This window comes from Streptomyces sp. NPDC050388 (genome assembly GCF_040655635.1).
Lineage (GTDB): Bacteria > Actinomycetota > Actinomycetes > Streptomycetales > Streptomycetaceae > Streptomyces.
On the sequence record NZ_JBFAKH010000006.1, the window covers coordinates 47,477 to 60,521 of the forward strand.

The window sequence follows — 13,045 nt, forward strand, 5'->3', positions numbered from 1 at the left end:
GACTGCCTCCGGAGCGGTTGCGTAGAGCAGCCACACCGATCCAGGAGGCAGCTCGTGACAGCGCACCGGTTCACTCTCTCCGTACCCGCCACGCCGACCGCGGTCACCGCCGCCCGGCATCAGGCCGTGGACGCGATAGGGGGCTGGGACGCGGGACTCAGCACCGGTGTGGTGCACACCGCCGAGCTCGTGATCAGCGAGTTCGTCACCAATGCGGTCCGGCACGCCGCCGCCGACCCGGTCTCCCTGTGTGTCCGCCTCGACGAGGACGCATTGCGGATCGAGGTCTGCGACGCCTGCCCGGAGATGCCCCAGCCAGGTCTCCCGGATCCGTACAGCGAGAGCGGCCGGGGCCTGTTCCTCGTCGCCGTCCTCACAGACCGGTACGGCGCCGAACCGACGGCGATCGGCAAGCGCTGCTGGGCCGAGATCGACCTGCCCACCAGCCCGGACCAGCAGATCGCCTTCTCCCTTCTTTCCCAGAGGAGTTGCTGATGACGACCACTCGCGCCCCCGGCGTGGCCGCCGAGGTGATCGCCGTACGCCCCGGCGCACCGCTCACCGGCAGCGTGACCGTCGACGGCTCCAAGAACGCCGCCCTCCCGCTGCTGGCTGCCGCGGCCACCCTCGGTTGTCCGGTGAGGCTGAGCAACATCCCGGCCAACACGGACGTCCAGACCATGCTCGCGCTGCTGCAGCAGTCGGGCTGGCACGTCGCACAGCCCGTCGGGAAGCCGGCCACTGCGGTGATCCTGCCGACCGAGAGCCGGCACACGCACCCCGACCTGCCGCAGGCCGCCCGTATCCGCGCCTCGTACTACCTGGTGCCCGCCCTGCTCGCCCGGTACGGCGAAGCCCGGCTGCCGTGGCCGGGAGGCTGCCGGATCGGCGCGCGCGGGATGGATCTGCACTTCAGGGTGTACGAGGCGTTCGGCGACCGGAGCGTCGTGGACGACACCGGATACCGCGTCGAGGCCACCGCGTCCCGCACCGGCACCGCCTCCCTGGCCCTGCCGTTCCGCTCGCGCGGGGCGACTCTGGCCGCCATGCTCCGGGCCGTCACCACCGGGCGGTCTCTTCGGCTGGGCGAGCCCAATCTCTCACCGGAAGTGCTGTGCGTGCTGGACGCCCTCCATACGGCGGGCTGGGAGACCTGGGTCGGCGAACGCCTGCTCACCCTCTCGCCGCCATCCTCGGCACCGAGCGACGCCGCATGGGCGGTGCCGGGAGACAAGGTGGAGGCAGGGACGCTGGCCTGCGCGGTCGCCGTCAGTGGCGGAAGTGCGCGCATCGAAGGCGCGCGTGCCGACGGCCTCGGCCCCCTCGTGGCCGCCCTGCGTCAACTGGGAATCTCCGTCGGCAGCGAAGCGAACACTCTCACCGTGAACGCCCAGGACGGCCCCGTGGCCAGCCGCCCCCTACGGGCCATCGCCTCGCTCAGCCCCGGCGGCCTGGACGCCGACTTCGAACCGCCGCTCATGGCACTGGCCCTCGGCCTGCCCGGCACCCACCTGTTCGCCGACGCCATCAACCCCGGCCGCCACGGCAATCTGCTGTCCCAGCTGGCCCGCCTTGGCGCGGTCATCGAGGAGATCTCCCCCACAGAGTGCCGCCTGACCGGCCCCCAGCAACTGACCGGGACGGGTGTGGAGGCCACCGACATCCGCACCGGATCCGCTCTCATGGTCGCCGGCCTCACCGCCCAGGGCGTGACCACCCTTGGCGGCCTCGACCAGCTCCGCCGCGGACACGCAGACCTGCCCGGCAAGCTCCACGCCCTGGGCGCCGACGTCTGCGAGGTCACCCCATGACCGGCATCCGCGCCCTGCGCCAGATCGTGGCCACCACCGACGTCCACTCCACCCTGGACAACGCCGCGCCCTTCCTGACCCACCTCCACGGCCTCCGCCCCACCTCTCTCGTCGTGGACTGCGGCGACTTCTTCGAAGGCTCCGGCTACTACCGCCTCGCCTACGGCGCGATCGAACGCGAGATCCTGCTCAAGCTGTACGACGTGCTGGCCCCCGGCAACCACGGCTGGCCCCACCACTTCGAACCCGAGCTCCACCGGGTCACCGTCTGTGCCAACGCAGTCGACGCCGAGACCGGCGACGCTCTCTTCCGCCGCCTGCACATCGCCGAAATCGGTGACCGGCGCATCGGTGTAACGGCCGTGATCGGACAGCAGGCTTTCCACTCGATCCCCGCGATGCAGCGAGTCGGCCACCGCGTCACCGATCCCGTTCAATCCCTGCGCGAGCTGATGCTCGCCCACCACCACGAGGTGGACGGCTGGGTGCTGCTCAGCCATTCCGGATTCGAGGAGGACCTCGAACTGGCGGCGGCCTGCCTGTTCCTCGACGTGATCTTCGCCGGGCACTGCCACAGCAACCGATACGGCCCCCTCCGCGTGGGGGACACCCTTGTCGTCAAGGGCCGCGAACTCGCCGACGGCTACGCGATCGCCACGCCTGTCGGCGCAGGCTGGGGCGCCAGCACCACCCGCTTCCCGGACCGCACCCCAGGCTCCGTACCCACCGAACTCGCAGACGTGACAACCCGTATCGGCGAAGTCAGGAAGCAACTGCACGAGGTGCTCGGACAGGTCCGAACGACCTACCACCACCAGCCCCTCGACCGGCGCGGCCTGCTCCTCGACCTCACCGCCCGCTTGCGCACAGCACTCGGCGTAGACGCGGTCATCCTCAACGAGACCGCACTGCGCACCGTCCCACTCGGCGACACCCTCACCCTGGGCGACCTGCTCTCCATCGAGCCGTTCGCCAACCAGCTGGTCCACGCCCACCTTCCGGAACCGGATCGCCGCGACCTTCGTGGTCTGCTCGCCCGTCTGACCGCCCAGGACGGCCCCCTCGTCACTTCCCCCGATCCCCTGCCGGACGCCGTCACCACCGTTCTGACCACCGGCTACCTCGCCGACAACCACTTCGGCGGACGCACCTACGAAGCCGGCCTGCGCCTGGACCAGGTCCTCCAGCACGTCCTCACCGCTCCCGTCACCGCGGATGGAGACAAGCAGTGATCCTCACCGGCCCCGAGATCGAGGCAGCCGCCCACGACGGCCGCCTCCGCATCGCCCCCTTCACCGCCGACCAGGTAAACCCCAACAGCTACAACATCCGCCTCGGCCCCACCCTGATCACCTACACGAGCGAGGTCCTGGACGCCCACCGCCCCAACCCCACCCGCGAAACCACCATCGGTCCAGACGGACATGTCCTCCAGCCCGACGAGCTCTACCTCGGCCACACCCTCGAGGAGGTCGGCTCCGACATCTTCGTCCCGCTGCTCTTCGGCCGCTCCTCCGTCGGGCGACTCGGCCTGTTCGTCGAGATCACCGCCCCCATCGGCGACATCGGCTTCCACGGCCAGTGGACCCTCATGCTCACCCCGACCCGCCCGCTGCGGGTGTACGCGGGCATGAAGATCGGGCAGATCATGTTCTTCGTCTCCACCGGCGCCATCGACCTCTACCGCGGCAAATACCAGGCTGCCACGGGCCCGCAGCCATCGGCCTACTGGCGCGACGTCGCCGGACTTCGGGCGGTGGCTTCGTGATCCTCACGGGACCCGGCATCGCCGCCGCCGTCCAGGCCGGCGAGATCACCATCGATCCGTACGATCCCGCCCGCCTCTCCCCGAACGCCTACGACTGGCGCCTCGGCGACACGATCCGCATCTGCGACGGCGACCTCGACGCCGCCACCCCCACCGCCTTCACCGAGCAGTCCATTCCCACCACCGGCCTGCTGTTGCAACCCGGGATGCTCTACCTCGGCGTCACATTGGAGAGGACCGGCTCGGAGACGTATGCCCAGATGCTCAACGGCGACCGCACCATCGGCGCCCTCGGCATCTGGGTCCACGTCTCGGCCCCGCTCGGCCACCAGGGCCACGCCATCCGCTGGACCCTGGAAATCCGCGCCGCCCGACCCGTGCACGTCTACCCGGGGATGACCTTCGGCAAGCTCGTGTTCCTCACCGCCGTCGGCGCTCCGGCCAGCTACCAGCAGCAGCCCGCCAAGTACGCGGCCACGGACGGCATCGGCATCTCCCGCCTCTACGAAGAGATCCATGGAGGAGTCCTGTGAGCCCCCGTTCGGCCGGCGGGCCGCTTGCAGCCACCTTCCTCGACCTGCCCGTTGGAAGCCCCGGCGGCAGCGTCGAACTCTTCCTCGACCTCTACACCGGCGACCGCCCGCTCATCCCTGCCCGCGCGTTCATGCTGGGTCGGTCCAGCCCCACGCACCGCGTCCCCGCCGGACTCGACCTGCTGCCCGTTGCCGGAAAATGCCTGGAGGGCCCGGCTTTCGGCCGCTACGTCGCAGCGTTGCGAAGGGCTCTCGCCGCAGCGATCGACCCAGCCCAGATCGGGGTCCTGCATCTCCAGCACCTCGCTTTCGGCGCCACCCCCGCCCTGATCCGGGCCCTGCCCCTGCACCCCCGCATCGCCCTGGTCCACGGCACGGACCTGATCTTCGCCGAGGCCCACCGCGACCAGCTCCAGGTCCTGCGCGAGACCGCGGGGGCGGCCGATGCGATCGTCGTGCCCACAGGAGCGATGGCCGACCACCTCCTCAAGCTCGCCCCTCAGATCGACCGGCGCAAGATCACTCACATCCCCTGGGGGATCCCCGATCACCTGCTCAGTGCCCCGCCGACCCGGCCCACCTGCACCTCCAGCAGCCACCTACGTCTGCTGTACGCGGGACGCCTGACTGCCGAGAAGGGCGTCGGGTTTTTGATCAAAAATCTGGCCCCTGTACCAGGTGTCGAGCTGAGCGTCGCCGCGCCCAGAGCCCAGTTCCACTCCATGGCCCCGCTCCTGCAACGGGCCGGCGTGAGGGCCCGCTATCTCGGCTGGCTCCGCCGCCCGCAACTGTGGAAGGCATTCGCCGAACACGACGTACTGGTCATGCCGTCCACCACGCTGGAGGCCATGGGTCTGGTCGCCTTGGAGGCTCAAGCCTGTGGACTGCCGGTCCTTTACCAACCCGTATCCGGGCTCAGCGAGGCCCTCGCCGCCTCCGGCGTCGCCACCGACTTCACCCACTCTTCCGCCCTGGCCCGTGACCTCGACCGACTGTGCACCGTCCCCGGCCTGTTGTCCTCCCTACGACAGGCGGGCTACGCGAACGCGGCACGCTATCCACTCTCGGCGACCGCACGGTCTCTGACCGACCTGGGCCGCCAACTCACCTGAACTGCCTTCCTGGCAGCCCGCCACGTCGCTGCCCGGCCCGCCCCGTGAACGTCACTACGCTGACCGGCGGGATGCCCCGGCGAAGAGGGAGACCATGACGTACGACAGCGACCGCATCGAAGCCCTGTTGAGCGAGGGCGTCCGCGACAAGGTGTACCCCGGAGCCGTATGGGCCGTCGGTGACGCCACCGGCATCCGTGTCCGAGGCGCCACCGGCGTCCTTGACCCCGATGAGCCAGATGTGCCGATGCGCTCCGACACCGTTTTCGACGCCGCCAGCCTTACCAAGATCCTGGCCGTGTGGTCGTCCATCGGCGCTCTGTGGGAAGACGGCGCCCTCGACCTCGACCAGCCACTCGGCGACTTCTGGCCCGAGGTCACCGGCCATCCGCTCGGCGCCGTGACCGCCCGGCAGCTGCTGACGCACACAGCCGGCCTTCCCCTGCGCGCCCAGCTGAAGAACCTCTACGGCACCGACCAGGACGACATCCGCCGAGGCGTCCTGCACGAGCAACTCCACCGGCCACCAGGCGAGGCCGTCGAGTACACCGACCGGGCCGCCCTCATCCTCGGCTACCTTGCCGAACACCTGTCCGGCCGACCTCTCGACCAGCTCTGCGAGACGAGGACCTGGCACCCGCTGGGCATGGACTCCACCCGCTTCGGTCCACTGCCCGCCGACATTGCGCCCCGATGCGCCCCCACCGAACTGGACCAGGACACCGGCACCCACCTCAAGGGCACCGCCCACGACTTCTCCGCCCGGCTCCTCGGCGGAGTCTGCGGCATCGCCGGCACCTTCACCGTCCTCAACGACCTGACCGCCTTCCTGCGCTACATGCTTGACCACACCACAGCCCCCGGCGAGGCCGGCTTCGGCGCCGAGTGGTGCACCTACTCCCTCACCGTGCAGACCGGTGGGCTCCAGCCCGAGCGCGGCCTGTTCTGGCACCCGGCCCCCGGCACCACCGACGAGGAGGACGTCTGGGTCCACTACGGCTTCACCGGCACCGGCATGTGGGTCTCCCCCACCCAGGACCGGTGGGCAGTGCTGCTAACCAACAAGCTCTACTACACCCGCGACCGCCAGCCGCTGACCGACATCCGCAACGCCTTCCGCCAGGAGGCGTTCGCCTGACCTATCCATGCGGCCCAGAGCAGAACGCCAATGCCACTGACCACGAACGGCTTCAAGGACGAGGACCCGTGGCTCTGCTCGACACGCCTGGCGCAAAGAAAGCGTCGACGACTCCTGCCGAATATCAAGGCGTTGAGGCCCTGTTCCCACATGCTTCGCCCACGCCTATTCTCGCGATCAAGCGGCGAGGAGGAGGGCGCGTGGCAGGCGAAGCGACAAGCTGGCAGAAGGAACAGATCAGTCGCGCGTACGTACACGCTCTCGCTTCCCAAGGCGGTTACACCGTGGGCGAGTGGAACGTCGACAAGGACGGTGTGGACGTCACGCTCCGGGATCGCGGTTTGATGGTCGACTTTCAGCTCAAGTGCACCCAGAGCCCTCGCGTCATCCGAGGCGGGTACAGCTTCGACCTGGATATCGAGACCTACGACAAGCTGCGCAGCACGGAACGCTCAGCGCCTGGGCACTTGGTGCTCTTGGTGGTCCCGCCCAACCTCGAACTCTGGGTCACCCAGCACTCCGCTTCCGTCGTGCTCGCCTGCCACGGATACTGGGCCTGCTTGCACGGCCGCGACTCGGTGGCCAGCCGTGCCACGACCGCGATCAGTCTCCCGGAGGAGCGACAACTCTCCGTGAAATCCATGCGCGGCATGTTCGACATGGCACGCAGCATTCTCCTGTCCGGCAGCGCGGGGGTGCACTGACATGGCTACCGACACGCTTCCCTTCGGACCCGACGAGATCCGGAGCTATCTCAAGGTCACAGGCTGGTCCACAGTGTCCGGCAGCGACGTGGCCGAGCTCTGGCGTCTGCCGGGACCGACCGAGGAAGTCGTGCTCGTCCCCATGAAGCAAGGAGCACCGGACTTCGGCAAGCGCGCACGCATGCTCGTCGAAGATTTGGCGCGTGTCAGCGCGGAGGACACACGGACCGTGCAGGCCGCCATCGCGTCCGTGTTCCACGACGTCACGGACCTCAGGGCCTCCCACCCCACCATCCGCGACGGATCGATTCCCCTGGACGCCGGATTCGAGCTGTTCCAGTCCGCCAAGCGCCTCCGCGTGGCATCGGCCGCGGCCACCATCCGCCGCCAGGGACACTTTCGAAATTTCCCCACCCGCGCTCGGGAGCAGGCCCGCGATGTCCGCCTCGGGCAGACCCGCAAGGGCTCCTACATCGTGCCCATCATCAGCCAGGCTCGGTCGCCACTGGACGTGTACGAGCGGGGACAGGAGCAGATCGACATCGAGGTCGAGGAGACCCTCTTCGATCGACGCGTCACCGCGACCATGTCACGTGCCCTGGGCGTTCTGGAGGAAATGGCCGGTGCCGAGCGGGTGCCTACTCCCAGCGAGATCTCGGACTCCATCGGAGAAGGCGTCTCGTACGAGCTGTGCCAAGCCCTGTCCAAGGTCGTGAACAGCGACGCGGTAGACACCCTAGACGTCACCTTCAACTGGTCCCGCGTGGCTGCAGCTCCCCCCGGCACACCACGCGAGGTGGAGTTCAACCACGATGCCATCGCCATCGTGGAGCGAGTGTCAAACCAGCTGAAAACGAGTGTATACAGCCGCGAAAACGTGATCTTCGGCCTGGTCACTCACCTGAACCGGCATCCAGACGACGAGACAGGCAGGGTGGGCGTCCAAGCCCTCATCCAGCGACGCAGCCGCACGGTGTGGATGGACCTACCCGACGCCGGCTACCACGAAGCAGTCCGCTGCCATGACTCCGGCATCCCCGTGCGCGTCCGCGGGGTACTCAACAGCCCGCCCGGAGGATCAGCCACCATGCAGGTCGCCGACTTCGGACCGGATCCGTCCCTGGGGCGGTAGCTACTCGCCCCCGCTGACGCGAGACGTGCCCGATCAGTGCCCTCCCGGGCGAGCCGTCATGTCGACGGTCAGGCCCAGGATCTGGCCTGGCGCCGATATCGAGACAAGTAGGCTGCTTGCCGGACCTCACGGGAAGAGGACAATGCAGTACTGCGAACGCCACGAAATGCACAATTGTGCGGACTGCGCTCCGCGCACACCCCGCAGCGGCGCGCCCGGCAGCGAATGGGGCGAGTGGCCGACGGCTGCGATCATCATCCACGCCAGCGGCAAGGCCCACCTCCCCGGCTGCGGGCACATCGATCCGGCCGACATTCGACCACCCCTCTACGGATGGGTGCTCACCCCCTCACCGGGGGCATGGCGCCGTCTCGCACCTTCCCACCCGCTACATGCCACGCAGGGCAACACCGAGCGAGCGGCCGTGAGCCGCTGCATGACCTGCGACGCAACGCAGTAGGGAAAACCGAGAGCACTGTACGCATGACCTACCAGCCGGACCGACCTGCGGACGCCTACCCGTTCCGGCAACCTCTTCCGCATCTCCCTGGAGTAGTTGTGCCCGACAGCCGGTAGCCATCCGCTGGCAGTGCCCCTCTCGTCGGGGCCGTCGGTATTGTCGACCCCCTGTACAAGAAATGCTGCGGGAAAGGGAGGAGCTGCCCAAGGCGGTAGCGATGCCCTAGGCGTTTCTCGGGTGGACGTGCAGAACGACTTCTGCGAGGGCGGCAGTGTCGCTGTGGCAGGTGGAGCCGAAATCGCCGTAAAGGTGCGCGACCTGGTCGGACGCGCCGCGGAGGCCGGGTACCAGCACGTCGTCGTGGCCACCCGCGACCACCACATCGACCCCGGGGACCCTTTCTCCGAGACTCCCGACCGCAAGACCTCCTGGCCAAAGCACTGCGTGGCCGGCGCGCGGCTCCGACTTCCACCCAGAGTTCCTCCCCGCCGTCACCATCGGCGCCGTCCTCGCCCAGGAGCCGCCGCTGAACTGGTACGTCCAGAAAGAGGAACAGCCGGTTCCGACGCCTTGACGGAGACCGTCATATACGTCCGTAGGCCCTCGTTCTGACGGGCTGTGGACGGATTCCGGGGGAAGTTCGGTGCGGCCGCGCCGCTCGGGCACAATGTGGCGCATGCCCGACCACATCGAAGTCGAACTCGCCGGTGCCGCGATCCGCGTGGAACTCGCCGGCGTCGGAGAACCGGTCTCCGCACTCGCGCCCGCCGCCCCCTCCGCAGACGCCGCCGACCTACCGGAAGGCTTCGGCGCCGTCATCCCGGTCGCCCGCGGTCGAGGGGCCGCCGTGCTCGCCCAGGACGTGCTCCAGTCCGCTCTGCGGCCGCTCGGCCCGCTGCTCGAAGAGGTCCACACCGCGGTCACCGCCACCGCGCACCCGCCCCAGGAGCTGACGGTCGAGTTCGGTATCCAGATCGGCCAAGACCTCAAGCTCGGGATCGTCGGCGCCAACGGCCAGGCGACCATGACCGTCAGCGCCACCTGGCAGAACCAGGGCACCGGCGACGCCTCCCCGGCGTAGCCGATGGGCTGGTTCAGGCGGCCGGCAGCGCCGGTCTCCTACGCCGCGCTGCTGCGCGAGGGCGACAAAAAGGCGGCCGGAGCAGCCGCGCTGCTCTCGCCGAACCACCTGCTGACCTGCGCACACGTCGTCAACGACGCGGTGGGGCGGGATCTGCTCTGCGCCGAACGCCCCACCGGCGAGAAGTTTTTGAGAATTGCCTTCCACGGCTCCGGCAGGACCTCTCGGTACGGCTGGGCCCGGCTGTCGGTCTGGGTGGCGCCCGAGCCACGGTCGGGCGACGTCGTGTGGGACGGCGATCTGGCGGTGCTCGAGCTGAAGGAGACGGCCCCCGAGTGGGCCACCCCCGTGGTCTGGCGGGACATGACCGAGGGGCTGGAACTCCGCGCCTGGCACGGCGGCGGTGTCGGCATCACCTACGCCGACGCCGTGGCCGGCTTCCGGGACGGCCCCGGCTGCTACCTCGACGGCTCCCTGGCTGGCGCCGCCATCGGACCCGGCTACAGCGGCGGCCCCCTGCGGGTGAAGTCCGACCGCACCGTCGCCGGACTCGTCATCGCCCAGGTGATGTCCGGCCAGGATCCCTTGCGGGCGCAGGAGACCGTCCGGCGTAGCTGGGCCGTGCCCTGGCAGACGGTACGGGAGCGCCTGACCCGCGCGGGCGCACACGACATCCTCGCCGGATGCCAGGTTGTCGCACCGGATCACCTCGCCTGTATGGGACCGGCCGAGGACTCCGTACGCCAGATGGTCCCGCTGCTGCGGGCCCTGCTGGACGACACGGCGCGCCGTGCCGACCACTGCAGGCACCTCGCCGCCGGCCTCGGCCTGGAGGCACCCTTGGCTGACGAGCAGTCGGCGCCCACCCTGGACGAGCTGGCCACGCTGCTGCTCACCGAGGAACGGGCACTGGCCACCCTGACGGAGTCGCTGGCTCCCGTGGTCGGCGGCCACGGCGGCGACCGCACAACGCTGAACGGCCTGCTGGCGCTCGGCCGCGTCGAGCCCGCCGCCAGGCTGCTCTCCGTCACCGAACACGAGCAGCTGCACACCGCCCTGCTCAGGGTCGCCGTGGACGAGCCGGAGCTGATCCCGCGCGCGGCACAGGAGGCCCTGCGGCTCCTGGAGCTCCCGGAAGCGCTGAAGCGCTCTTCCCGCCTGGCGGTGGAGGACCTCGACGCCGTCGTACGGGCGCTGGAGGAGTACCCGGACGGGCGCGGCGCCACGACCGGCTCCCTGCCCGTCCCCGCGCTGCTCCGGCTCGCGGAGTTCGTGGCTGCCGCCGTCGCCGACCCGGACCGACGGTGGTGGTTACGCGCCTGGTGCGAACGTGTCGCCGGACGCCTGGGCATCAGCGTCGCCGCGCTCGCGGAACGCCGCGCGGACGCCGAGGCCTGGGCCGCCCGCGTCCCCGCGCCCGTCACGCAGATCATCGTGCGGCTCGACCGGGCGGGAGCAGCCGATCCGGACCGCTTCCTGTGCGAGATCTGGCTCGGCCACAAGGACGGCGGGCGCACGGCGGTGGCCACCCCGGAAGACTCCCTGGAGCCGGGGGAGATCGGGCGGCTGATACGTCAGACGGCGGACGGCAGCGAGGCAGCGAGCGGCCACGCTCCGACGCGCGTCGACGTAGTGGTGAAGGCCGACGGACTGGACATCCCCGTCGACGAGTGGGACGTGGGCAGCGTACTGGGGGACCTCTTCCCCGACCTCGCCGAACTGAGCACGCCGCTGGGAGGTCGCTACCAGGTCACGCTGCGCTGCCCCGACTTGACCGGCAGCGTCCCCACGGCGGCGAGCGAGATGCGCAGACGCTGGGCGGTCGGGGGCGACGGGACACTCGTTGTCGACGAGTCGTGCCACGACATCATGAGCCTGCACAAACTCCTGGACGAGCCCCACCGCGACACCGCGCGGGTCGTCCTCCACGGGCCGCCGGAGCGACGGCAGCAGCTCCTCCACGTGTGCCTGGCCATGGGAGTGCCCGTCGTGCTGTGGGACCGAGACGCCGGGTCGCACGAGGACGCGCCCCGGATGGACGCCCTCGACCCCACTGGCCCCCTCGACAAGCTCCCTCGACGACTTCAGGAGTTCCGAATGTCGCAGGACGCCGCCTCGGACGGGGCGGCGCGACCGGCTCTCATCTGGGAGGAAGGCGAACTGGCGCTGCCAGGACCGCTGCGGCTGGCCGACCCGTCATGACGCACCACACCCACCGAACCCCCGCACCATGGAGAAGGACGGACACCCGATGACGGCCCACGAACCCCACGGGCAGCAGGACACGGTCGACGACGGGCAGGACGCCGACTGGCGGCTGTTCAAGGGCGACGGCCGCGCCAAGACCATCACCTTCCCCGAGGCCCCGCCCTGGCGGCGGTTCGGCGGCGACGCGGACGGGGAGACGAACACCTCCCACCGCAACCGGCCCTATCTGATCGGCCCTCAGGAAGCGGACGTCGTCAACGCCGCACTGCTGCTCCGCCGGCCGCTCCTCGTCACCGGACACCCCGGGACGGGCAAGTCGTCCCTGGCGTACGCCGTGGCCCACGAGCTGTCCCTCGGTCCCGTCCTGCACTGGCCGGTCAACAGCCGCACCACACTCCAGGACGCGCTGTACCGCTACGACGCCATCGGCAGGCTCCGCGAGACCAACATGAGCCGTGAACCCCACGGCGGTGACGTCTCCACGCTGCAGGACCCGGGCATCGGCTCGTACTTGCGGCTCGGCCCGCTCGGCACCGCCCTGGTGACATCGGAGTCGCCGCGCGTCCTCCTCGTTGACGAACTCGACAAGGGCGACGTCGACCTGCCGAACGACCTCCTGAACGTCTTCGAGGAAGGCGAGTTCGAGATCCCCGAGCTCGCCCGGCTCCCTGAGGAACAGTCCTCGGTACGCGTGATGACCGCCGACTCCGGCGAGTGGACCGAGGTCGTCCGTGGCCGCGTCCGCTGCTCAGAGTTCCCCGTCGTCATCATCACCAGCAACGGCGAACGGGACTTCCCGCCGGCCTTCCTGCGCCGCTGCGTCCGCCTCGACCTCCCGGAACCGGACGAAAACCGACTGCGCGCCATCATCTCCGCCCACCTCGACCCGAAAGACGGCTCCGAAGCCCACGGCACGCCCGAGATCGACGACCTGATGCGTGCCTTCCTCGCCCGCAGGGCGCGCGGTGAGCTCGCGACGGACCAGCTCCTCAACGCCGTGTTCCTCCGGCGTGGCGGCGTCGAACTCGACGCGGACGGACTGCTGGACGCCGTCCTGCACCGGCTCGCGCGCACCCTGTGACCGGGCTCATGCTGCAC

The 13,045-nt window shown here is 69.7% G+C and carries 12 protein-coding genes and 1 pseudogene; all 13 read left to right on the top strand.

What is annotated here, in order from left to right; all coding sequences use genetic code 11:
* The first annotated feature begins 54 nt into the window (after window positions 1-54).
* The 13 genes and pseudogenes from AB0I73_RS04915 to AB0I73_RS04975 all read left to right on the top strand — a co-directional run bounded on the left by AB0I73_RS04915 (window position 55) and on the right by AB0I73_RS04975 (window position 13,028).
* A complete protein-coding gene (locus tag AB0I73_RS04915) occupies window positions 55-495 on the top strand; it encodes an ATP-binding protein (RefSeq protein ID WP_363033819.1) in 441 nt (146 codons plus the stop codon).
* Window positions 495-1,811, top strand: a complete 1,317-nt coding sequence (locus tag AB0I73_RS04920; protein WP_363033821.1) for a UDP-N-acetylglucosamine 1-carboxyvinyltransferase — start codon at window positions 495-497, stop codon at window positions 1,809-1,811. The genes AB0I73_RS04915 and AB0I73_RS04920 overlap by 1 nt, the downstream gene beginning before the upstream one ends.
* On the top strand, window positions 1,808-3,043 hold the full coding sequence (locus AB0I73_RS04925) for a bifunctional metallophosphatase/5'-nucleotidase (RefSeq protein WP_363033823.1): 1,236 nt from the start codon (window positions 1,808-1,810) through the stop codon (window positions 3,041-3,043). Before AB0I73_RS04920 ends, AB0I73_RS04925 begins: the two co-directional genes overlap by 4 nt.
* On the top strand, window positions 3,040-3,579 hold the full coding sequence (gene dcd, locus AB0I73_RS04930; protein WP_363033825.1) for a dCTP deaminase: 540 nt from the start codon (window positions 3,040-3,042) through the stop codon (window positions 3,577-3,579). The genes AB0I73_RS04925 and dcd overlap by 4 nt, the downstream gene beginning before the upstream one ends.
* Window positions 3,576-4,112 (top strand): deoxycytidine triphosphate deaminase, encoded by a 537-nt coding sequence (locus AB0I73_RS04935; RefSeq protein WP_363033827.1) that lies wholly within the window; start codon window positions 3,576-3,578, stop codon window positions 4,110-4,112. Before dcd ends, AB0I73_RS04935 begins: the two co-directional genes overlap by 4 nt.
* The gene (locus AB0I73_RS04940; RefSeq protein ID WP_363033829.1) at window positions 4,109-5,224 is read left to right on the top strand and encodes a glycosyltransferase family 4 protein; all 1,116 of its coding nucleotides are present in this window, start codon (window positions 4,109-4,111) and stop codon (window positions 5,222-5,224) included. The genes AB0I73_RS04935 and AB0I73_RS04940 overlap by 4 nt, the downstream gene beginning before the upstream one ends.
* A 94-nt stretch (window positions 5,225-5,318) precedes the next feature.
* The gene (locus AB0I73_RS04945; protein WP_363033831.1) at window positions 5,319-6,362 is read left to right on the top strand and encodes a serine hydrolase domain-containing protein; all 1,044 of its coding nucleotides are present in this window, start codon (window positions 5,319-5,321) and stop codon (window positions 6,360-6,362) included.
* Between the two features lie 68 nt (window positions 6,363-6,430).
* Entirely contained in the window at window positions 6,431-7,066 is a 636-nt protein-coding gene (locus AB0I73_RS04950; protein WP_363033833.1) for a DUF4365 domain-containing protein, read from the top strand.
* 1 nt (window position 7,067) lies between these two features.
* Complete coding sequence (locus AB0I73_RS04955) at window positions 7,068-8,198, top strand: hypothetical protein (RefSeq protein ID WP_363033835.1); 1,131 nt, start codon at window positions 7,068-7,070, stop codon at window positions 8,196-8,198.
* A 697-nt stretch (window positions 8,199-8,895) separates the two neighbouring features.
* Window positions 8,896-9,166: pseudogene (locus tag AB0I73_RS04960) on the top strand (isochorismatase family protein); the annotation flags it as partial.
* A 168-nt stretch (window positions 9,167-9,334) separates the two neighbouring features.
* Window positions 9,335-9,739 (top strand): CU044_2847 family protein, encoded by a 405-nt coding sequence (locus AB0I73_RS04965; RefSeq protein ID WP_363033837.1) that lies wholly within the window; start codon window positions 9,335-9,337, stop codon window positions 9,737-9,739.
* A gap of 3 nt (window positions 9,740-9,742) precedes the next feature.
* Window positions 9,743-11,941: a hypothetical protein gene (locus AB0I73_RS04970; RefSeq protein ID WP_363033839.1), complete on the top strand. Its 2,199-nt coding sequence runs from the start codon at window positions 9,743-9,745 to the stop codon at window positions 11,939-11,941.
* A 49-nt stretch (window positions 11,942-11,990) separates the two neighbouring features.
* Window positions 11,991-13,028, top strand: coding sequence for an AAA family ATPase (locus AB0I73_RS04975; protein WP_363034021.1), 1,038 nt, complete (start codon window positions 11,991-11,993; stop codon window positions 13,026-13,028).
* Window positions 13,029-13,045 lie beyond the last annotated feature (17 nt).

What these genes read in the sequence shown, in the direction of transcription:
- AB0I73_RS04925 (WP_363033823.1), top strand. Translation starts at nt 1,808, where the DNA reads ATGACCGGCATCCGCGCCCTGCGCCAGATCGTGGCCACCACCGACGTC.
- AB0I73_RS04945 (WP_363033831.1), top strand. Translation starts at nt 5,319, where the DNA reads ATGACGTACGACAGCGACCGCATCGAAGCCCTGTTGAGCGAGGGCGTC.
- AB0I73_RS04920 (WP_363033821.1), top strand. Translation starts at nt 495, where the DNA reads ATGACGACCACTCGCGCCCCCGGCGTGGCCGCCGAGGTGATCGCCGTA.
- AB0I73_RS04955 (WP_363033835.1), top strand. Translation starts at nt 7,068, where the DNA reads ATGGCTACCGACACGCTTCCCTTCGGACCCGACGAGATCCGGAGCTAT.
- AB0I73_RS04965 (WP_363033837.1), top strand. Translation starts at nt 9,335, where the DNA reads ATGCCCGACCACATCGAAGTCGAACTCGCCGGTGCCGCGATCCGCGTG.
- AB0I73_RS04975 (WP_363034021.1), top strand. Translation starts at nt 11,991, where the DNA reads ATGACGGCCCACGAACCCCACGGGCAGCAGGACACGGTCGACGACGGG.
- AB0I73_RS04970 (WP_363033839.1), top strand. Translation starts at nt 9,743, where the DNA reads ATGGGCTGGTTCAGGCGGCCGGCAGCGCCGGTCTCCTACGCCGCGCTG.